This window comes from Sphingomonas sp. GW821-FHT04B01, from assembly GCF_059420425.1.
This window is the reverse complement of sequence record NZ_JBWKTR010000001.1, coordinates 929615-951030: the sequence shown is the minus strand read 5'-3', so window position 1 is coordinate 951030 and position 21416 is coordinate 929615. Positions and strand designations below refer to the sequence as shown.

The window sequence follows — 21416 nt, the reverse complement described above, 5'->3', positions numbered from 1 at the left end:
TCGCGGGGATGACGACGGTCTCGGGATTGCTTACCCCCGCGCCTTGCTCCGCGCATAATGCTGCGTGCCTTGCGTCAGCACGCGGTCGCCGGCGACGATCGCCGCGACCGGGATATCGTCCTGCGCTTTCAGCTCCTCGTACAAGGGCGCGAAATCGGTCTCGACCGTGACGCGCAGCAATTCCTCGAAGCTCGGGATGACGAAATAATTCTGCTGGAAATCATCGATCCGATATTCGGTGCGCATCACCCGCGCGATGTCGAAGGCGATGCGGTTGGGGCTCGGATCGTCGAGCGCGAAGCGGCTTTCGGCGAAGCTCGACACGATGCCCGATCCGTAGATCCGCAGATCGTCGCCCTCCTGGATCAAGCCGAACTCGACCGTGTACCAATAGAGCCGCCCGAGATATTTCAGCGCATCGAGCCCCAGCGCACGCTGCCCGCCGCGGCCATAGGCCTCCAGATAATCGGCGAACACCGGATCAGCGAGCATCGGCACGTGGCCGAAGACGTCGTGGAAGACGTCGGGCTCCTGCAGATAGTCGAGCTGGTCGGGGCGACGGATGAAATTGCCCGCGACGAAGCGGCGGTTGGCCATATGGTCGAAGAAGACGTCGTCGGGGACCAGCCCCGGCACCGCGACGACCTGCCAGCCGGTCAGCTTCATCAGCCGTTCGGACAATTCGGCGAAATCGGGTATGCCCGGCTTCGACAGTTTGAGCACGTCGAGCCCACGCAGATAGGCGTCGGACGCGCGACCGGGAAGCAATTGCGACTGGCGCGCGAACAAGGTGTCCCAGGTCGCATGCTCCTCGGCGGTGTAATGCTGCCAGTTCTGGGCGATCGTCCAGTCGGCGGCGGCCTCGGCCGGGGGCGTTTCGGTCACGTGTGATTCATCTGCCATATGGTCAGACTAGCATAAGGTTTCGAATGATACGACATCGTGTCTTGGCAAGGATGTTGCGCTGGCCGGGACGGGTGGCCGTGCTGTTGCTCGGGCTCGTGTTCGGCTATGGCGTCGCGGGGCTGATCGGCGGGGCCTTGCCCGCCAATGCCGGGTGGCGGCCGCCGGCGGATGGCGTGCGCATCTATGTCGAATCGAACGGCGTGCACGTCGGGCTGGTGGTCCCGAAGGTGGCGGCGGGGGTGGATTGGCGCGGGATCGCGCCCGGAGCGGACCTGCGCGATCCGCGTTATGGAGGTTATGATCATCTTGCAATCGGCTGGGGCGAACGCACTTTCTTTCTCGAAACGGCGACCTGGGCGGACGTCCGGCTCGGCACCGTGCTCGCCGCGGCGCGCGGCAGCGACGCGACGTTGATGCACGTCGAGCACGTCCCGGCGCCGCGCGTCGGCGCCGCGGTGCGCAGCGTGTTGCTGCGCCCGGCCGAATACCAGCGACTCGCCGCCTACATCCGCGCCAGCCTCGCGCCCGAACGGACGCGCTATCGCGGCTATGACGCCAATGACGTCTTCTACGCCGCGCGCGGCCGCTACAGCGCATTACGGACATGCAACGCCTGGACGGGCGACGCCTTGCGGCAGGCAGGCGTACGGATCGGGCGGTGGACGCCGTTTCCGGTGACGGTGACGGCATGGTTCTAGACCGGTTGCAGGCGGGGTTCGCGCGCTGGCGTGCCGAGCCGCCCGCGCATGCGCGCTTCGGTGCCGACTTTCTCGCGCCGCCGCCGCCGCCCAAGGCGCTGGCGGCGAGCGAGGTACCGCGCGTCGCCTGGATGCTGGCGACGCGCTGGCGCTACACCGCGGCGCTGGCGGCGGTGCCGGCGGGGCGCGGCGGCGCGGTGATGGTGCTGCCCGGCCTGTTCGACGCCGACGGGTCGAGCGTCGTGCTGCGCGATTTCCTGACCCGACTCGGCTATCGCGCCGAGGGCTGGGGCCTCGGCCGCAACCTCGGCGTCAAGAGCGTCGGGATCGAGGCGGAGCGGCTGATCGCGCGGGTCGAGGCGTTGTGCGCGGAGGCGGGGCCGGTGACCTTGGTCGGGGTCAGCCTCGGCGGGATCATGGCGCGGCTGGTCGCGCATCGCCGCCCCGATCTGGTCGCCAAGGTCATCACGGTGAGTTCGCCTTATGCCGGCGGCGGCCGCGCGACCAACGTCTGGCGCGCGTTCGAATGGGCGACCGGCGAGCGCGTCGACGATCCCGCGGTGATCGCGCGCAGCCAGGCGATCGCCGCGCCGCTGCCCGTCCCCTGCACCGCGATCTGGAGCCGCAGCGACGGCTTCGTCAACGGCTTCATCTGCCACGACCCCAGCGCCGAAGCGGTCGAGGTGAGCAGCGGCCATCTGGGGGTGCACATCCACCCCGAGGTGCTGCTCGCGATCGCCGGCGCGCTGGCGAAGGACGCGGTGGTGCAGGATAGGTGACGGGTTCGCCGTCGCGAGTGCGGTGCGAGCCCCCCTTTGTCGTCCCGACGAAAGTCGGGACCCATGGATACGGGCGGCTGAGGGGGTCGCGCTGACGCTGACGATCCGCGACCATGGGTCCCGGCGTTCGCCGGGATGACGAAGTTGGGGCAGGACGGCGCTTCTAATCCGTCCGCGATGGCGGGATGGACACACCCCCTACTGTCATCCCCGCGCAGGCGGGGATCCAGACGCGCGGACCTTCGTGAGACTCACCGGCGCCAGCGTTTATGGATCCCCGCCTCCGCGGGGATGACAGTAAGGAAGGGGACGACGCCGCCCCCCCCTCAATATCCCGCGCGATACCCCGAATAGCGGCAGGCATCCTGATCGTCGGGATGCTTGCGGCATTGCTCGGCCGCCTTCTTACGCTCGCGGCCCTCCTTGGCCTCCTGCTTGCGCATCTTGCGGCCATAGTTGCGGTCGGCCTCGTCCTGGCTGGTGGTGGTCCAGTCGACCGCCTTGCCGGCGACCTGGAACGGCGCCTTGACGATCGACGCCGCGGTGCTGACGCAGCCGCCGGTCGCCAGCGTCAGGGGGAGAAGAACGACGAACGCGATACGCATGTTACGGATGATCCTTGGCCGCACGGCGGGTTTCGACGCCGATTAGCGGATAATCCGTGAAGAATCCGTCGATACCAAGGCCGAGCGCGCGGCGGATTTCCCCCGCGACATCGCCGTGCGTCGCGGGATCGTCGCCGTGGCGGAAGCGAGCCGGCAGGAAGACGTTTTCAGCGCGATAGCTCCACGGATGCACCTTGAGCCCCGCCGCATGCGCGTCGGCCACCAGCGACGTCGGCGCGTCGCCCTGCCACAATTGCGCCTTGTCCGGCCCCAGACCATAAGCATAGGTCGCGACCTGCCGCAGCCCCGCCGGGGTCAGCATCGCCGCATAGCTCGGCACCGCGCCATCGGCCGGGCCGCCCTCGCCCGCCATGAGCTGGATCAGCCGCACCTTGGTGATGCCGTGGAGATGCTGGAGGTTCTTCACCTCGAACGACTGGATGAACACCGGCGCGTCCGCGCGGTCCCACCCCGCCTTGCGCAGTTCCGCCACCAGCCGGTCGTCGGTCGGATGGCCGATATGCGCGAAATAGGTCGGATGCTTGGTCTCGGGATAGATGCCGATCGTCCGCCCCGTCTCCCGCGTCCGCCGCTTGGCGAGGTCGATGATCTCGGCGAGCGTCGGAATCTCGAACCGGCCGTCATAGGCGGCATTGCCGGCGCGCAATTGGGGCAGCCGTTCGCGTGCGCGCAGCGTCTTGAGTTCGGCGAGCGTGAAATCCTCGACGAACCAGCCGGTGATCGTCTGGCCGTCGATCGTCTTGGTCGTACGGCGATCGGCGAATTCGGGATGCGACGCGACGTCGGTCGTCTCGGCGATCGCATTCTCGTGGCGCGCGACGAGCACGTCGTCCTTCGTCGGCACCAGATCGGGCTCGATGAAATCCGCGCCCTGATCGATCGCCAGCTCATAGGCGGCAAGCGTATGTTCGGGACGCGATCCGCTCGCGCCGCGATGCGCGATGACGATCGGAGTCGGGAAGGGCTTTGGCATCGGCCGATCCTGCCCGTTCGCGGGAGCCGACGCCAGCAGCGCAGCAGTGAGAGCGATTCGCAAACCGGAAACCATCATGGGTAAGCGCGTTAGGGCCTCAATCCTTCACGGATATGACTCCCCGACCCTGCGAGGCAGCGCATGCATTTCACCATCAACGGCCAGTCGTTCGAGGCCGAACCGGATATCCGCACCTCGCTGCTCGATCTGTGCCGCGAACATCTCGGCCTGACCGGTAGCAAGAAGGGCTGCGACCACGGCCAGTGCGGCGCCTGCACGATGCTGGTCAACGGCCGTCGCATCAATTCCTGCCTGAGCCTCGCGGTGATGCATCAGGACGACGAGATCACCACGATCGAGGGGCTCGGCACGCCCGAGGACCTGCATCCGCTGCAATCGGCGTTCGTCCGCCACGACGGCTATCAGTGCGGCTATTGCACGCCGGGGCAGATCTGCTCGGCGGTCGGCATGCTCGACGAGGTCCGCAAGGGCTGGCCGAGCCACGTCACCGGCGATCTCGATGCGCCGCGCTTCAACGACGATGAGATTTCCGAGCGGATGAGCGGCAACATCTGCCGCTGCGCCGCCTATCCCAATATCGTCGATGCGATCCGCGAGGTCGCCGAAGCCGACGGCACGGTCGATATCGCCCTTCGCCAGAAAGTGGAGGCAGGCGCATGAAGACCTTCACCTACGCCAAGGCCGACGACGCCGAGACCGCGGTGCGCGACGCACACGTCTCCGGCGCCAAGTTCATCGCCGGCGGCACCAATCTGCTCGACCTGATGAAATTGCAGGTCGAGACGCCCGAGAAGCTGGTCGATATCAGCCGGCTGCCGCTCGGCGAGATCGAGGAGCGCGAGGATGGCGGGCTGACGATCGGCGCGCTGGTGCCGAACGCCGACCTCGCCGCCGATCCGCGCGTCATCGAAAAGTATGAGGTGCTCAGCCGCGCGCTGCTCGCCGGTGCTTCGGGCCAGTTGCGCAACAAGGCGACGACCGGCGGCAACCTGCTCCAGCGGACGCGCTGCTATTATTTCTACGACACCGCGACCGCGTGCAACAAGCGCGAGCCCGGCACCGGCTGTTCGGCGGTCGGCGGGTTCAACCGTGTGCTCGCGGTGCTCGGCACGTCGGACCATTGTATCGCAACGCATCCCGGCGACATGCCGGTGGCGATGCGCGCGCTCGACGCGACGATCATCACGCTCAAGGCGGACGGCGACAAGCGGCGGATCTCGATCCACGATTTCTACCGCCTGCCCGGCGATACGCCGAACATCGAGACGGTGCTGGAGCCCGGCGAACTCATCACCCATGTCGAACTGCCCGCCCCGCCGAAGGGCAAGCAGACCTATCGCAAGGTGCGTGACCGCGCCTCCTATGCCTTCGCGCTCGTCTCGGTGGCGGGTGTGGTGAGCGTCGAGGACGGCAGGATCGCCTCGGCGGCGCTCGCCTTCGGCGGCCTCGGCCCGATGCCGTGGCGCAATCCGGCGGTGGAGGCCGCGCTGGTCGGCAAGGCGCCGTCCGACTCGCTGTTCAACGAAGCCGCGGACATCCTGCTCGCCGATGCCAAGGGCTATGGCTCGAACGACTTCAAGATCCCGCTGACGCGCCGGGTCCTGATCGCCACGCTGCGCGACCTGACGGGAGAATGAGTATGTTCGGTTTCGGCAAGGGCGACACCAATTCGCTCACGATGAACAAGGCACATCCGGACAGCCTGCTCGATCGCGGCGTGCAGGACGTGATCGGCAAGCCGCTCGACCGTGTCGACGGCCCGAAGAAGGTGTCGGGCAAGGCGACCTATGCGGCGGAATATGCGCTCGACAACGTCGCCTACGGCTATCTCGTGCGCGCCACGGTCGGCGCGGGCAAGATCAGGCACCTCGACGCCGATGGCGCCAAGGCGATGCCCGGCGTGATCGACGTCATCACCGATTATGCGAGCTTCATCCGCAACCCGCAGCAGGGCGGCGAGACGAGCGCACCGACGCAGGGCGTCGAGGACGTCGCCTATCACGGCGAGATCATCGCCATCGTCGTCGCCGAAAGCTACGAGATCGCGCGCGACGCCGCGCTGCGCATCACGGTCGACTATGCCCCCGCCGAAGGCCGCTACAGCTTCCTCGCGCATCGCGAAGAGGCGGAAAAGCCGAGCGCGCAGCAGATCCCGCCGCATCACAAACAGGGCGACGTCGACAAGGCGATGGGCGAGGCCGCGTTCGCGGTCGACGTTACCTATACGACGCCGAGCCAGAATTCGGCGGCGATGGAGCCCCACGCCAGCCTCGCGGTGTGGGAAGACGGCGCGCTGACGCTGTACGGCTCGTACCAGATGCCCTCGTCGGACAAGCAGCAGCTCGCCAAGGCGCTCGGCGTCTCGGCGGACAAGGTGCGGATCGTCGCCGCTTATGTCGGCGGCGGCTTCGGCTCGAAGCTCGGCATCGCGCCCGAGAGCGTCGCCGCGGCGATCGCCGCCAAGCGGCTCAACCGTCCGGTCAAGGCGGTGATGGCGCGCCAGCAGGTGTTCGACGCGACCGTGCGCCGCTCGAACACCGAACAGCGGATGCGCCTCGGCGCGACCGCCGAGGGCAAGCTGACCGCGATCGGCCACGAAACGCTCGTGTCGAACCTGCCCGGCGAGGATTATTTCGAGCCCGCCGGCGTCTCGACGCACTTCCTCTACGACGGCGAGAACCGGCTGATCACGCACGACATCGTCCGGCTCGACTGGATGCTGGCGGGATCGATGCGCGCACCCGGCGAGGCGGTCGGCCTGATCGCGCTGGAAGGCGCGATGGACGAACTGGCGGAGAAGATGGGGATCGACCCCATCGAACTGCGCCGCCGCAACGAGCCCGAGCAGGACCCGGAAAAGAAGATCCCCTACTCGTCGCGCGCGTTGATCCCCTGTCTGGAGCGCGGCGCCGAATCGTTCGGCTGGTCGCGGCGCAAGCCCGCCGGCACCGACCGGCGCGGCGACTGGCTGTACGGCATCGGCGTCGCCTCGGCGGCACGGTCGAACCAGTTGCTCAAGTCGGCGGCAAAGGTCTCGATCGACGGCCAGGGCAAGGCGCATGTCGAAACCGACATGACCGATATCGGCACCGGCACCTATACGATCCTCGGCCAGATCGCCGCCGAGATCCTCGGCCTGCCGCTGGAGGATGTCATCGTCCATCTCGGCGACACCGATGCGCCGCCGGGCGCCGGCTCGGGCGGATCGTGGGGCGCGAGCTCGTCGGGCTCGTCGGTCTATCTCGCCTGCGAGGCGCTGCGCGGCCAGATCGCCAAGGCGATGGGCGTCGACGAAGGCGCGATGACTCTGAAGGACGGCCGCGTGATCGCCGACAACCGCAGCGTGCCGCTCGCCGAACTGGTCGGCGAAGGCATGGAGGCGACCGGCGAAATCTCGCCCGGCAAGCAGGAGAAGACGTTCAACCAGGCGAGCTATGGCGCGCATTTCGCCGAGGTCGCGGTCAACGTCGTCACCGGCGAGGTGCGGGTGAAGCGCATGCTCGGCGTGTTCGCGGCGGGGCGTATCCTCAACGAGAAGACGGCGCGCTCGCAATGCCTCGGCGGCATGACCTTCGGCATCGGCTGCGCGCTGACCGAGGAGCTGGTCCACGATCCCCGCAACGGCAAGATCGTCAACCGCGATCTCGGCGAATATCACCTGCCGGTGAATGCCGACGTGCCGCAGCTCGAGGTCGAGTTCCTGTACGAACGCGACATCGAGGCCAATCCGCTGCACGCCAAGGGCCTCGGCGAGGTCGGCATCTGCGGCGCGGCGGGCGCAATCGGCAATGCGATCTACAACGCCACCGGCGTGCGCGTCCGCGACTTTCCGCTGACGCTCGACAAGCTGCTGGAGGGCCTGCCGGCGGTGTAAGGCATCCCGTCACCCCGGCTCGAGGCCGGGGTGACGCGTAATCCCGCCCTTCACCCTGCCTGCCCCGCATCCTACATCACCCCCACCCCGTCCGGGGGAGAGGATCGACGCGATGAACGAGATGACGATGGATCGCGCCTACCGGCCCGCCGGGCTGGCGCAGGCGCGGCAGGGACTGCTCGGCGCGTCCGTCCCGCGGATCGAAGGGCCGGCGAAGGTCAGCGGCACCGCCACCTACGCCTATGAGGGCGCGGACGTCGGCACCGCCTATGCCGCGATCGTCGGCGCGCCGGTCGGCAGCGGCCGCATCACCGGCGTCGACTCCGCTGCCGCCGAGGCCTTGCCCGGCGTGCTTGCGGTCATCCACGGCGACCCGCGGATGGTCACCGGTGGCAGCAATTCGCAAGGCATAGCGCACAGCGGCACCGACCAAATCTTCCATTACGGCCAGCCCGTCGCGATCGTCGTCGCCGAAGACCAGACGATCGCGCGCGACGCCGCCGCGCTACTCGTCGTCCACGCCGAAGCCGGTGAAGGCCGCTTCGACCGCGAAGCGCAGCCTGTGCAGCGCGACCACGATATCGGTTTCCTGAAACCGGTCGACATCGGCGATCTCGACGCCGCGCTCGCCGCCGCGCCGGTGGTGATCGACCGCAGCTATTCGACGCCGGTGCATTTCCCCGCCGCGCTCGAACCGCATGCCAGCACCGTCGCGTGGGAAAACGGCAAGCTGCTGGTGCGCACCAGCAATCAGGTGATCGGCGGCGCCCGCGGCACGATCGCCAAGGCGCTCGGCCTCGCAAAGGACGACGTGCGCGTGCTCGCCCCCTATGTCGGCGGCGGCTTCGGCGGCAAGACCGGCGTCGGGCCGGAGGTGATCCTCGCCGCGATCGCCGCCGAAACGGTCGGCCGGCCGGTCAAGATCGCGCTGCCGCGCGCGCAGACCGCCTATCTCGTCCATCACCGTTCGGCGACAACGCAGCGCGTGCGCATCGGCGCCGCCGAGGACGGCCGCATCACCGCCTTCGCGCACGAAGGCGTCGCATCGCAGAACGACGATGCCAGCTTCCTCGAACCGATCCCGTTCGGCTCGCTGCCGCTCTATGCCGGCGAGGCGCGGCGCTTCCGCACCGATCTCGTCCGCGTCGACCTTCCCGCGACCGGCGCGGTGCGCGCACCGGGCGAGGCGATCGGCACCTTCGCGGTCGAATGCGCGATGGACGAACTCGCCGAACGGCTCGGCCTCGATCCGGTCGAGCTGCGCCGCCGCAACGAGCCCGAGGCCGATCCGGTCAGCGGCAAGCGCTTCTCGACGCGGCGGATGCTCGATTGCTACGACGAGGGCGCGCGCCGCTTCGGCTGGGCGGAGCGGCGCAAGCGGCGCGAGGGCGACTGGCTGATCGGCCACGGCATGGCGGCGGCGCTGCGCGGGAATTTCACCGTCAAGGCGGAGGCGCGGGTGACGCTCGGCGCCGATGGTCGCGCGACGGTCGCCTGCGACATGACCGATATCGGCACCGGCACCTATACGATCCTGGCGCAGACCGCGGGCGAGATGCTCGGTCTGCCGGTACCCGCGGTCGAGGTGCGGATCGGCGACACCGATTTCCCCGCCAGCGCCGGCTCGGGCGGCTCGTTCGGCGCGGGCAGCGCCTGTTCTGCGGTGGTGCTCGCCTGCGAGGACATCATCGCCGCACTCGCGCTGCGCATGAACGCATCCCCCGAGGAACTGACGCTGCACGACGGCTGCGTCGTCGCGGGCGGGCGCAGCGTCGCGCTCACCGACCTGCTCCACGGCGAACCGATCGTCGCCACCGGCAAGACCGGCCCCGGCGCCGAGACGCAGGCGACCAGCCAGGCGAGCCACGGCGCGCATTTCGTCGAGGTCGCGGTCAACGCGATCACCGGCGAGGTCCGCGTACGGCGGATGCTCGGCGTGTTCGACGTCGGCCGCGTGCTCAACGCCAAGACCGCGGCGAACCAGCTCATCGGCGGCATGGTCTGGGGCCTGTCCTACGCGCTCGGCGAAGAGGCGGTGGTCGACACGCGCAACGGCCATTTCGTCAATCCCGACTTCGGCGAATATCATGTCGCGGTGAACGCCGACGTGCCGCAGATCGAAGTGCATTTCGTCGAGGAGATCGACGACAGCGCCAACCCGGTCGGCGCCAAGGGGGTCGGCGAACTCGGCATCTCCGGCGCGGGCGCGGCGGTGGCCAATGCGATCCACGACGCCTGCGGGGTCAGGGTGCGCGACTTCCCGGTAACGCTCGACAAATTGCTGGCAGGATTGCCGGATCTCTAACACCACCCTCCTCCGTTCGCCCTGAGCTTGTCGAAGGGCATCGAGACTCACCGTACTTCGACAAGCTCAGCACGAACGGGTGTGATGCCCGGCGGGTGCCAAGGAAGACCAACATGGCCGAAAACGATTCCGTCCTCACCGCCGCCCGCCACTGGCAGGGCGAACCGCTCGCCCTCGCGACGGTGGTCTCCACCTGGGGCAGCGCGCCGCGCCCGCGCGGCAGCCATATGCTCGTCCACGCCGACGGCCGCTTCGAGGGATCGGTCTCCGGCGGCTGCGTCGAGAGCGACATCCTCCAGACCGCCGCCGAGGTAATCGCCGGCGCGCCCTTCCAGCTCAAGCGCTACGGCGTCGCCGACGATGCGGCATGGGAGGTCGGGCTGCCCTGCGGCGGCGAGATCGCGGTGATGGTGCAGCCGGTGTCGGCGACGGGCTTCGACCCCGAATTGTTCGACCGCATCGCCGAAGCGCGCGACCGCGGCGAGGCGCTCACCGTCACCACCGACCTCGCCACCGGCCACAGCGACCTCAAGCCGCTGGAAACCGGCGAGGTCTTCGCCAATCGCTACGATCCGGCGCGGCGGCTGCTGATCGTCGGCGCGGTGCAGATCGCGCAGGCGCTCGCCGAACTGGCGCGCACACTCGGCATCGCCACGACGGTGATCGACCCGCGCGCGCGCTTCCTCACCGAGGAGCGCTTTCCCGGCGTGACGCTCGACGACCGATGGCCCGACGAGGCGATCGAGGCGCTGAAACCCGGCCCCGCCACCGCGGTCGTGACGCTCAGCCACGACATCAAGATCGACGATCCCGCGCTGATCGCCGCGCTCGTGACCAACGCGCCATATGTGGGCGCGCTCGGCAGCCGGCGCAGCCATGCGGCGCGGCGCGAACGGCTCGCCGCCGCCGGCCTGAGCGCGGAGCAGATCGACCGGATCGATGCACCGGTCGGCATCGATATCGGCGCGATCGGCCCATCCGAGATCGCGCTGTCGATCGCGGCGGCGATGGTGGGGGCATTCCATGATCGCGGCTGAGGATTGCGTCCTGGTGCTGCTCGCCGCGGGGCGGTCGAAACGGATGGGCGATATCGGCAGCAAGCTCGACGCGCCGTTCCTCGGCCGCCCGCTCGGGCTGCACGTCGCGGTGGCACTCGAGGACATGCCGTTCCGCGAGCGCGTCGCCGTCGTCGGCCGCGCCGAATGCGATTATGCCGCGCACGGCTTCACGATCGTGCGCAACGACGACCCCGATCAGGGGCTCAGCCGGTCGCTGGCGCTCGGCGTCGACTGCGCGCGCGCGCGCGGCGTCAAGGCGGTGGTGGTGGCGCTCGCCGACATGCCGCGGGTGACGGCGACGCACATCTATCAGTTGCTCGACGCCGCCGACGACGAGAATGCCATCGTCGCGTCCAGCGACGGCCGCGCGCCCAAGCCGCCCGCGGTGTTCGGCGCGGGCCGGTTCGATGCGCTCGTCGCGCTGGAGGGCGATGCCGGCGCGCGCGAGATGGTGCGCGCGGGCAAGCACGTCGTGACGACGCCCGCCGAGCTGATCGACGTCGACACGCCCGAGGAACTGGAGCGCCTGCGCGAACTGGTCGGCGCACCGGAAGCCTATACCCGGCGTGGCCGTCAGTCGGTCGGCTGACGCCGCCCCGTCGTCATCCCCCCTATGTCATCCCCGCGCAGGCGGGGATCCATACGCGCAGGCCGGGCGGCTCCTGCGCCGCGTCAGCGTCTATGGATCCCCGCCTTCGCGGGGATGACGAAAAGGGGTCGGAGGTCACCGCCCACCGCATCGGGCGGCAACCAGACACGTTCGCCATCCGACGGAACATCGCCCCGGTCGGGGTCTGTCCTACACCCCCGCCGCCTTGCTAGACGCCGAATCCGCGCTCTTTCTCATCGGTGCAAAAACGGAAACGATAGGAGACGATCGTTTCCATTCAGGTGTCCATCTTGTCCATGTTCGGCGCCTAAGTCATTCATGCCGCAGCGCATCGATCGGATTGAGCGCCGCCGCGCGTCGCGCCGGAAAATAGCCGAACACCACACCGATCACCGCCGAGATGGCGAAGGCGATGATGTTGATCTGCGGATCGAACGTCCACGGCACCTGCATCAGCGGCACCAGCGCGAGGATCACCCCCTGCGCGATCACCAGCCCGATGATCCCGCCGAGGCACGACAAGGCCACCGCCTCGACAAGGAACTGGAGCAGCACCTCGCGCGCGACCGCGCCGATCGCCAGACGGATGCCGATCTCGCGCGTCCGCTCCGTCACCGACACCAGCATGATGTTCATGATGCCAATGCCGCCGACGACCAGGCTGATCGCCGCCACCGCCGCGACGATGCGGGTGAGCAGCGTCGTCGTGCCGGTCAGCGTATCGGAAATCTGCTTGGTGTCGAAGATGTTGAAATCGTCGTCGCGCGCCCCGGTAATATGCCGCCGCTCGCGCAGCAGGTCGGTGATCGCGCTCTGGACGGTGCTCGTCTGGTAATCGGTGTCGACGCCGACCAGCATCAGCCGCACGTCGCGGTTGCCGGTGAAGCGGCGCTGCACCGTCTTGATCGGCATGACGACGACATCGTCCTGATCGCCGAACCCGCCCTGCCCGCGCGTGCTGAGCGCACCGATCACGTCGCAGCTCACGTTGCCGAGGCGGATGCGCGCGCCGATCGGGTCGCCGCCGCGGAACAGGTTCTGGCGCACGGTATTGCCGATCAGACACACCGCCTTGCCCGCCTCCTGCTCGGCCGGCGTCCAGTAGCGGCCCGACACCAAAGGCCACGGCTGGACGGTGAGGAAGGCGCTGGTGGTGCCGTTGATCGTCGTCGACCAGTTCGCGCCCTCGTAGATCGCGGTGGCCGAGGCGCTCGCCTGCGGCGCGACCGCGGTGACGCCGGCGATCTGGTTGGCGATCGCCTCGACGTCCTCGGGCTTGAAATTGGGCGGCTGCGGGCCGCCGCCGCCGCGGCCGAAGCCCTGGCCGGGACGGATCTGGAGGATGTTGCTGCCGAGCGCGGAAATCTGCTGCTGCACCGCGGCGGTGGTCGCCTTGCCGAGCGTCACCATCGTCACGACCGCGCCGACGCCGATGACGATGCCGAGGATGGTCAGGAACGAGCGCAGCAGATGCCGCCGGATCGATCGCAGCGCGAGGATTAGCGTGGTGCCGAGCATCTAGGCCTCCACCGCCGCGCCCTGCCGGTGCTGCGCCTCGATCTTCTCGACGAGGCCGTCCTTGAAGTGGATCACCGTCCGCGCGAACGCGGCCATATCGGGTTCGTGCGTCACCATCAGCACGGTGATGTTGCTCGTCCGGTTGAGGTCGGTGAGCAATTCCATGATCTCCACCGAGCGTTCGCTGTCGAGATTGCCGGTCGGCTCGTCGGCGAGCAGCACGTCGGGCTGGGTGACGATCGCGCGTGCGATCGCGACGCGCTGCTGCTGGCCGCCCGACAGTTCGGCGGGCGTATGGTCCCACCAGCGATCGAGCCCGACCTTTTCGAGCGCCGCCATGCCGAGGTCGCGGCGCGTCTTCTTGTCCTCGCCGCGATAGAGCAACGGCAGCTCGACATTCTCGAGCGCGCTGGTCCGGCTGAGCAGGTTGAACCCCTGAAAGACGAAGCCGAGATAGCGGCGGCGGAGCAACGCCCGCTGGTCGCGGTCGAGCGTCTGGACGGGATGGCCGCGGAACAGGAAGGTGCCCGCCGACGGCACGTCGAGACAGCCGAGGATGTTCATCGTCGTCGACTTGCCCGACCCCGACGGCCCCATGACAGCGACGAAATCGCCCGCCTGGATATCGAGGTCGACGCCCTTCAACGCCTGGAATTGCGTCGCCCCGGTGCCATAGACCTTGGTGACGTCGCGCATCGTGATGATCGGATCAGGCATGATGCCCTCCCCGCTCCGCGCCCGTCGGGCGGGCGTTACTGGCCACCCGCGCCACCCTGCCGGCGCTGGCCGCCGCCGCTGCGCTTGCCCGCACCCGCGCCGTCGTTGCCGCTCGACAACTGACCGGTGATGACCTGCTGACCCGGCTTGAGATTGCCACTCAGCACCTCGGTCATCGTGCCGTTGGTGTCGCCAGTGGTCACCTGCACGGGCTGCGGCTTGCCCTCGGCGTCCTTGACGTAGATCGTCTGCGACGCCCCGCGGCCGAGCGTCGCGGTCCGTTCGGGCCGGTCGCGGCGCGGGCGGAAGGTCAGCGAGCCGGCGATACCGCCGCTCGATCCGCCCGCACCCGCCGCGGCGGGCTTGAAGCGCAGCGCCGCATTGGGAATCAGCAGCACGTTCTGCTTGTCCGACGTGACGATATCGGCGGTCGCGGTCATCCCCGGTCGCAATTGCAACGACGGATTGGCGACGGTCAGATCGGCGGCATAGCTCACCACCTGCCCGGTCGTCGACGTCGTGCTGGTCGTCGTCGAGGTCGAACTCGCCGAGCTGACGGTCAGGTTCGAGCCGAGATCGACGCGCGTGATCGTCGCCGGAAAGGTACGGCCGGGAAAGGCGTCGACGGTGAAATTGGCCTTCTGCCCGACCTTGACCTCGCCGACGTCGGCCTCGTCGATCGCGACCTCGAGCTTCATCTTGCTGAGGTCCTCGGCGATGACGAACAGCGTCGGCGTGTTGAACGAGGCGGCGACGGTCGCGCCCGGATCGATCTGGCGCGCGAGCACGACGCCGTTGACCGGCGAGCGGATGATTGCGCGCGCCCGCTGCGTCTGGTTCTGCGCCAGCGCCGCTTGCGCCGCGGCGACGTTCGCCTGCGCCACCTTCAATGCGGCGACGCTGCGCTGGTAATCGGCGCGGCCGGTCTGGAGCTCGGTCCCCGACGGCACCCGGCCGTTGGAGAGCTTGTAGACCTCCTCCAGCCGGGCGAGCTGCGCGCGGCTTTCGGCGACGGTCGCCTGCGCCTGATTGACCTGCGCCTGGTTGGCGGCGATCTGCGCCTGCTGCTGGCGGATCTGGTCGTCGATCTGTTGCGGATCGATCAGCGCGAGCGGCTGGCCGGCGCTGACGCGATCGTTGACGTCGACCACCACCTTGGTGACCAGCCCGGAAAGCTGCGACCCGACCGTCACCTGATTGGTTGGCGCGAGTTTGCCCGTCGCCGAGACGGTGACGGTGAGGTTGCCGCGTTCGGCCGCCTGCGTCGCATAGCCCGCTTCCGCCTTCGGCCCGAAGCAGCTCTTGAGCAGCAGCGCGAGCAGCACAACGCCGATCGCGACGAACACCCATTTGATGTAACGCCGCCATGCCGGCACCGGCTTTACGCCGAGAAAGTCGTCGATCGGTTCGGCCATCAGCGGGTCTCTGACACGGGAGTTCGGGATGCGCGCTCGGGCGCCTGCGGGACGACGCTCGCGTCCCAGCCGCCGCCGAGCGCGTTGTAGAGCGAGACCAGCGCGGTCGCCTGATCGGACCGCGCCGACGTCAGGCCGTTCTGCGCGGAGAGCAGCGCCGCCTCCTGCTGGTTGAGCGTCGTGAAATCGGTGAGGCCGCTGCGATACTGGCTGCGCGCGAGGATCGCCGAGGCATTGGCGGCGTCATAGGCGATGCGGAACTGCGTCTCGCGCTGGCGCGCGGCATCGAGTGCGACGATCGCATTCTCGATATCCTCGAGCGCGGTCAGCACCGTGCCGCGATAGGCGGCGAGCGCGGCGTCGGCCGCCGCCTCGTTCGAGCGGACCTGGCTGCGCAGCCGGCCGCCGTTGAAGATCGCCTGCGTCAGCCCGGCGAACAGGCTGCCGGTGATTGCATCGCCGAGGCTGCCGATGCCGGTCGCATTGGTGTTGATATTGCCGCTGATTGCCAGCGCCGGATAGAGCTGCGCCTTGGCGACGCCGATCTGCGCGGTTGCCGACGCCAGCGAGCGTTCCGCCGCGCGCACGTCGGGCCGGCGGCGCAGTGCATCGGCGGGGATGCCGACGCCGACCGTCGCGGGGCCGCGCGGGATCGGCCTCGCCGCCGCCAGTGCGCTGCGCAGCGCACCCGGTGCCTGCCCGGTCAGCACGCCGAGCCGCGCGACCGCGGCGGCATATTGCTGCTCGATCTGCGGCACCGTCGCGGCGGTCTGCGCGCGCTGGCTGCGCGCCTGCTCGACGTCGACAGACGAGACCAGCCCGGCCTGGACGCGAAACCCCGCGATCTCCAGATTGTCGTCCTGGATGGCGAGGCTGGCGCGGGCATTGGCGAGCTGCGCCTGATAGGCGCGGGCGAGCACGTAATTGGTCGCCACCTCGCTCTCGACGGTGAGCAGCGTCGTCGCATAGTCGAAGCCGCTCGCCTCATATTGTGCGCGCGTCGCCTCGACGGTGCGGCGCACCTCGCCGAACAGGCCGAGCTGATAGCTCGCCGACAGGCCGGCGGAGAAGCTGTTGGTGCCGCCGCCGCCGGTGTCGACCACGGTGCCGTCGGGCAAGGTGAACGAACGGCCGCCGCCGCGCAAATTTTCGTTACGCTGATAGCCCGCCGAACCGGACAGCGTCGGCAGCAGCGAGGCGCGGCTCTGCACCAGCGATTCGCGCGCCTGCCGCAGCCGTGCGATCGCCTGCGCGACATCGGTATTGGCGAGCCGTGCCTGGTCGACGAGCTGGCCGAGCACCGGATCGTCGAAGTTCGACCACCAGCGGGTAAGGTCCTCGGCGGTCTGCTGCGCCGGCACCGAATAGGCATCGGGCACGCCGAGATCCGCGGCGCTCTTCGGGTGATAATCGGGGCCGACGGTACAGCCGGCCAGCGCGGCGGTCACGAGCAACAGGACGGGAACACGGGCCATCGCCGTATCGTGTGGCCAACACACTGCGGCGTCCAGCCTTTTTGTGTCGCAATGTGTGTCGCCGGAATGTCCGCGCGGACACATGCGCGCGCCCTACCGGCCGGTGAAGATCGGCTTGCGCTTCTCGAGGAAGGCGATGCCGCCCTCATGCGAATCCTCCGAGCCGCGCGCCTGCCGCTGCGCATCCGCCTCGGCAGCGAGCGCGCTGGCATAATCGCTTTCCAGCGCCCGCCCGAGCGCACGCCGCATCAGCCCGATCGCACGCGTCGGCCCCGCCGCGAGCCGCGTCGCCAGCGCCAGCGCCTCGGCGTCGAGCGCGTCGTCGGCGACGACCTTGTGAATCATTCCCCAGTCGAGCGCCTTCGCGGCGGGGACGCGCTCGCCGAGCAGCATCATCTCGGTGGCGCGGGCGCGGCCGATCAGCCGCGGCAGCATCCAGGTCGCGCCGCCATCGGGAATGAGGCCGATGTTGACGAAGGCCTGGAGGAAATAGGCGGTGTCGCTCGCGACGCAGAAATCGGCGGCGAGCGCGAGGCTGCACCCGATCCCCGCGGCGGGGCCGCGCACCGCGCTGACCACGGGCACCGCGAGGTCGAAGAGCGCCGCGATCGTCGGATTGTAATGGTCGGTGAGCGCCGCATGGGTCGCCTCGCCGGGATTGTCGCCGCCCAGCGCACCGCCCGCGACGTCGGCGCCCGAGCAGAACGCCTGCCCCGCCCCGGCGATCAGCACCGCGCGCGCGCCGTCGAGGTCGCCGAGCGCGTCGCGCAATTCGTCGAACAGCGCCGGTGGTGCGGCGTTGAGGCGGTCGGGACGATTGAGGGTCAGGACGCGGACGTCACCGTGCGACTCGGCCAGGATATGCTGGTAGGTCATGTTGCGCCCCTCTCCTGCCGTCATACCGATCTTCCCGGCACCGGCCTCGTTAACCGCGACCGCTACCCGGCATCGGCGAGCGTGGCAATGCGTCGGCCGGTGCGGCCGGAACAGCCCGGCCCCGGCGCTCAGATGCGAGACGAAGCGTCATTTGGAAGCGGCGGCCATCACGCATCCGAACGCACCAGTTTGATATCGCGGTCGGCTGCCCAGCCATGGACGTCCTCACGACGAAGGGCAGTGGCCATCAGTTCGGGAAACTGGTCCGGCGTACAGGCGAACACGGGAATGCCCAGCGCCGCCACCTGCGCCGCAAGAGCAGGGTCATAGGAGGGGCGGCCACTGTCGGTCAGTGCGAGGAGCACGATGACGTTGACCCCCGATATCGTCAGCCGCGCGAGCCGATCGACCAGCGCATCGGCATCGCCGCCCTCGTACAGGTCGGTGATCAATACGAGATGCGCCTTTGCCGGCCGCTCGATGCGATCCTCGCAATATGCGACGGCACGGTTGATGTCGGTGCCCCCGCCGAGTTGGACGCCGAACAGCACCTCGACCGGATCCGCCAGTTCCTCGGTCAGGTCGACGATCGCCGTGTCGAAGCAGACGAGCCTCGTGGCGACGACCGGCAGCGACGCCATCACCGCGGCGAAGATCGAGGCGTAGACCACCGACGTCGCCATCGAGCCCGACTGGTCGACGCACAGGATGACCTCGTCCAGATCGACGATGCGCCGCTGCCGGCGCACGAAACCGATCAGTCGCTCCGGCACCACCGTCCGATGCATGGGCTGATAGGTTGCGAGATTGGCGTGGATCGTGCGCGGCCAGTCAATATCGGCGAAACGCGGCCGGTTGGTCCTGCGCGAGCGGTCGAGTGCGCCACGGATCGCGTTCGCCGTGCGCGTCTCCAGCAGCGTCATGAGTTCCGCGACGACCTTCGCGATCACCGCCCGTGCGGTCTCCCTGGTCCTGTCCGGCATCACCCCGCGCAGCGCGACCAGATCGGCGACAAGCCCAACATCGGCCTCGACGGTCGCCAGAAACTCGGGTTCGAGCAACATCTGGCGCAGCCCCTTGCGTTCGAACGCATCCTTCTGGATCACCTGAACAACCGGCGTGGGGAAGAATTGGCGGATGTCGCCGAGCCATTTGGCGACACGCGGCGCCGACCCACCGAGCCCGCCCCGGCCCTTCCTGCCGTCCTCGCCATCACCATAGAGCGCAGACAATGCGTGGGATAAGCGGCGATCGCTTTCGGACAGCGGCGACGCCCCGTCCCCGCCGTCCTCGACACCCAAAGCCAGCATCCAGCGGCGGCGACGTTCGTCCTCGCTCATTGCGACGCTCCCGTCATCAAAGCGATGACACGCGTCTCATGTGCCGGCCACATCGCCGCGGCGCCCGGCAGCAGCCGATAGCCGCGCCCGCCCATGCCGGACCGGCCCAGCACCACGTCTATGAGCCGGCGGCGTTCGTTACGGTCGAGCGCGGCGAACACCCGCCGGAACAGCGGCAGGTTGGCCACGAACGTATTCTCGTCCAACCCGACGAGCCAGCCATCGACCGCCTCGCGCAACGCCATATCGTGCAGAAGCCGCTGCCCCGCGCCCTCAAGAAAGCCTTCGAAAAAGCCAGCGGCGTCGGCGACAGGCAATGCCGGCGACAGCATCCGGGCGAGCAGCCCGGCGGCTTCGTCGGCACCGAGCACCTCCGCTTCGTAGAGCAGACGGGCAGCGACGCCCGCGATCAGCCGCGTTGTCTGCCCGTCGTCGCACAACCGCCGCAACGACGCGTGCCAGGTGGCGACGATATCGGACGCAAGCTGCGCCAGCTGGATCGCGCCATCCGCCGCAACGATTGCATCGCGCAGGGTCGCCGCCGCATCGGCATCCAGATTGCGCGCCGCATAGGGAAAGGCGAACGCCGCCTGCACCGCGATCCGCGGCATCAGTCCGGCGAGATGCCCGGCCGTTCCGCATCTTGCCTCGCCATAGCGGAGGACGTCGGCCATCGGCGGCAGCGCCGCGAGCAGCGCCTGCCCGTCGCTGGTCAAGGCGGCCCGCCGTTCGAGGAGCGTGATGCCCGCGTCGGTGGCGCCGGCCAGATCCGCGACCATCGCATCGCGCACGAGGGTGGCCAGTTTGGGGAGATCGGGCTGCGCTTGCATCGCCTCGCCGAGCCGCGCGGCGGCGGCGGCGGCGATCGTCGATCCATGGACGAGATTCTCGATCAGTCGCACGGCAAATTCGGGCTGCCAGGCCAGGATCCAGTTCTCGCGGAACGTCCCGCGGCTGCGGCCGGCATCGGCGAGGCGCCCCCAGGGCACGTCGAGCACGTTGAGCCGGTGGAGCAACGTGGAACGCGCCAGCCCGCTGTCGCTGCGCAGGTCGAGGGTCAGGGCGCGTTCCAGCGCCTCGGGCTTCAGTCGCGTGGCCTTTTGCTGACGCTGCAGATCCTCGATCAGCGGGGCAAGCGGCGTGGCTGCGGGGATCGACCCGACCGCGGAACCGATCAGCAATTCGGCGGAGATATCGTCCCAGAGCGCATGTTCGCCATTGCACAGACAGGCGATCGCGGCTTCGCGCAGTTCCTCGGAACCGGGATGCGGGCGAGCGCGCAGGGCGGCGAGCGCATGCCCCAGCCGCTGCGCTTCGATCACCGCGGCGGTCGAGACGGCATGGCCGCGCGCGCGCAACTCCCGTGCGATCCGCGCAAGCCATATCGCGTCGCGGTGACCGGCATGACGCGTGGCCCACAAATGCGCGCACCAGCCGGGCGCGACCACGCCGGCACCATAGCCGCTCGCCCGGGCAAGACGAGGCGCGGTCCAGGGCGCCCATGTCGCCCTCGCCTTCGTCCTGGATCGCGCCTTCAGCAATGCGCGATCGGCGGTGAGGTTGGTCTTGGCCGCCAACGCAGGGACGTGCCAGGCGCCACACACCACCGCGATCGGGAGGTCGCTTTCCCTGGCGGCCCGGGCGATCTCGAGACGCATATGGGCTTCGCGCGCGGCCTCATAGGCGGAGAGGGTCCCGGCCTCGCCGCGGAGCGCGGTCATCGCATCGGCTACCGCGGCGAAGACCGGCGTCGAGCCGGGATTTTCCTCGATGACGTCGGCCCACCAGGATTCGCCGTCGGCATAGCCTGCGGCCGCTGCGAGCTGGCCGATCGGATCGCGGCCGACCGGATCGTTGGCCTCGGCCTCGGCTGCATCCGTCTCTGCGCCGCCTTCCGAACCGCCCGGCCGGTCGCTGGCCGGCAGGTCGATGAAGCGGAGCGCGGCGTCATGCGCAACCGCCCAGCGCGCCGCCTGATATTCGGGCGAATAGTCGGCGAAGGGAAAGAAGCGGGCGTCGGCGGGGTCATCCTCGGCATAGGTCAGCAACGCGACGGGCGTCACCATCGCCGGGTCGGCGAGCATCGGCAGCAGATGCGATGCATCGGCGGGCCCCTCGATCAACACCGTGCCGGGCTGGAGCGCGTCGAGCGCCTCCACCAGCCGCCGCGCCGAACCGGGACCGTGATGGCGGATGCCGAACAGCGAGACTGCCGCCACCATCGC

At 69.0% G+C, this 21416-nt stretch carries 18 protein-coding genes; 8 read left to right on the top strand and 10 right to left on the bottom strand.

What is annotated here, in order from left to right; all coding sequences use genetic code 11:
* Positions 1–30: 30 nt before the first annotated feature.
* Entirely contained in the window at positions 31–903 is an 873-nt protein-coding gene (phhA, locus tag AC07UH_RS04595) for a phenylalanine 4-monooxygenase (RefSeq protein WP_495179200.1), read from the bottom strand.
* Between the two features lie 53 nt (positions 904–956).
* On the opposite strand from phhA, the gene AC07UH_RS04590 reads away from it, so the two are divergent.
* Both AC07UH_RS04590 and AC07UH_RS04585 read left to right on the top strand, forming a co-directional pair.
* Positions 957–1604, top strand: coding sequence for a TIGR02117 family protein (locus AC07UH_RS04590; protein ID WP_495179201.1), 648 nt, complete (start codon positions 957–959; stop codon positions 1602–1604).
* Positions 1595–2383, top strand: a complete 789-nt coding sequence (locus AC07UH_RS04585) for an alpha/beta hydrolase (RefSeq protein ID WP_495179202.1) — start codon at positions 1595–1597, stop codon at positions 2381–2383. Before AC07UH_RS04590 ends, AC07UH_RS04585 begins: the two co-directional genes overlap by 10 nt.
* Positions 2384–2709: 326 nt before the next feature.
* Here AC07UH_RS04585 and AC07UH_RS04580 read toward each other — a convergent pair whose 3' ends face one another.
* Both AC07UH_RS04580 and AC07UH_RS04575 read right to left on the bottom strand, forming a co-directional pair.
* Positions 2710–2988 carry a hypothetical protein gene (locus AC07UH_RS04580; RefSeq protein ID WP_038663026.1) on the bottom strand — a complete coding sequence of 93 codons (279 nt, stop codon included), beginning with the start codon at positions 2986–2988 and terminating at the stop codon, positions 2710–2712.
* 1 nt (position 2989) lies between these two features.
* Positions 2990–3982 (bottom strand): glycerophosphodiester phosphodiesterase, encoded by a 993-nt coding sequence (locus tag AC07UH_RS04575; protein ID WP_495179203.1) that lies wholly within the window; start codon positions 3980–3982, stop codon positions 2990–2992.
* Between the two features lie 141 nt (positions 3983–4123).
* Here AC07UH_RS04575 and AC07UH_RS04570 point away from each other — a divergent pair, with 141 nt between their 5' ends.
* From AC07UH_RS04570 to AC07UH_RS04545, 6 genes are all read left to right on the top strand, one after another.
* Complete coding sequence (locus AC07UH_RS04570; RefSeq protein WP_495179204.1) at positions 4124–4663, top strand: 2Fe-2S iron-sulfur cluster-binding protein; 540 nt, start codon at positions 4124–4126, stop codon at positions 4661–4663.
* Positions 4660–5640, top strand: a complete 981-nt coding sequence (locus AC07UH_RS04565; protein WP_495179205.1) for an FAD binding domain-containing protein — start codon at positions 4660–4662, stop codon at positions 5638–5640. Before AC07UH_RS04570 ends, AC07UH_RS04565 begins: the two co-directional genes overlap by 4 nt.
* A gap of 2 nt (positions 5641–5642) precedes the next feature.
* Complete coding sequence (locus AC07UH_RS04560; RefSeq protein ID WP_495179790.1) at positions 5643–7877, top strand: xanthine dehydrogenase family protein molybdopterin-binding subunit; 2235 nt, start codon at positions 5643–5645, stop codon at positions 7875–7877.
* A gap of 112 nt (positions 7878–7989) precedes the next feature.
* Positions 7990–10182: a molybdopterin cofactor-binding domain-containing protein gene (locus AC07UH_RS04555; RefSeq protein ID WP_495179206.1), complete on the top strand. Its 2193-nt coding sequence runs from the start codon at positions 7990–7992 to the stop codon at positions 10180–10182.
* Between the two features lie 113 nt (positions 10183–10295).
* Entirely contained in the window at positions 10296–11219 is a 924-nt protein-coding gene (locus tag AC07UH_RS04550) for an XdhC family protein (protein ID WP_495179207.1), read from the top strand.
* On the top strand, positions 11206–11829 hold the full coding sequence (locus AC07UH_RS04545) for a nucleotidyltransferase family protein (RefSeq protein ID WP_137899444.1): 624 nt from the start codon (positions 11206–11208) through the stop codon (positions 11827–11829). The genes AC07UH_RS04550 and AC07UH_RS04545 overlap by 14 nt, the downstream gene beginning before the upstream one ends.
* A gap of 333 nt (positions 11830–12162) precedes the next feature.
* Here the strand turns inward: AC07UH_RS04545 and AC07UH_RS04540 are convergent, their stop codons facing one another.
* The 7 genes from AC07UH_RS04540 to AC07UH_RS04510 form a co-directional block, all read right to left on the bottom strand.
* Positions 12163–13368, bottom strand: coding sequence for an ABC transporter permease (locus tag AC07UH_RS04540; protein ID WP_495179208.1), 1206 nt, complete (start codon positions 13366–13368; stop codon positions 12163–12165).
* Positions 13369–14088: an ABC transporter ATP-binding protein gene (locus tag AC07UH_RS04535; protein WP_495179791.1), complete on the bottom strand. Its 720-nt coding sequence runs from the start codon at positions 14086–14088 to the stop codon at positions 13369–13371.
* Between the two features lie 32 nt (positions 14089–14120).
* Positions 14121–15500, bottom strand: a complete 1380-nt coding sequence (locus AC07UH_RS04530; RefSeq protein WP_137899446.1) for an efflux RND transporter periplasmic adaptor subunit — start codon at positions 15498–15500, stop codon at positions 14121–14123.
* Positions 15500–16975 carry an efflux transporter outer membrane subunit gene (locus tag AC07UH_RS04525; RefSeq protein ID WP_495179209.1) on the bottom strand — a complete coding sequence of 492 codons (1476 nt, stop codon included), beginning with the start codon at positions 16973–16975 and terminating at the stop codon, positions 15500–15502. Before AC07UH_RS04525 ends, AC07UH_RS04530 begins: the two co-directional genes overlap by 1 nt.
* A 93-nt stretch (positions 16976–17068) precedes the next feature.
* Positions 17069–17851 (bottom strand): enoyl-CoA hydratase-related protein, encoded by a 783-nt coding sequence (locus AC07UH_RS04520; RefSeq protein WP_495179210.1) that lies wholly within the window; start codon positions 17849–17851, stop codon positions 17069–17071.
* 167 nt (positions 17852–18018) lie between these two features.
* Positions 18019–19191 (bottom strand): VWA domain-containing protein, encoded by a 1173-nt coding sequence (locus AC07UH_RS04515; RefSeq protein ID WP_495179211.1) that lies wholly within the window; start codon positions 19189–19191, stop codon positions 18019–18021.
* Positions 19188–21413: a DUF5682 family protein gene (locus AC07UH_RS04510; protein ID WP_495179212.1), complete on the bottom strand. Its 2226-nt coding sequence runs from the start codon at positions 21411–21413 to the stop codon at positions 19188–19190. The genes AC07UH_RS04515 and AC07UH_RS04510 overlap by 4 nt, the downstream gene beginning before the upstream one ends.
* Between the last annotated feature and the right edge of the window lie 3 nt (positions 21414–21416).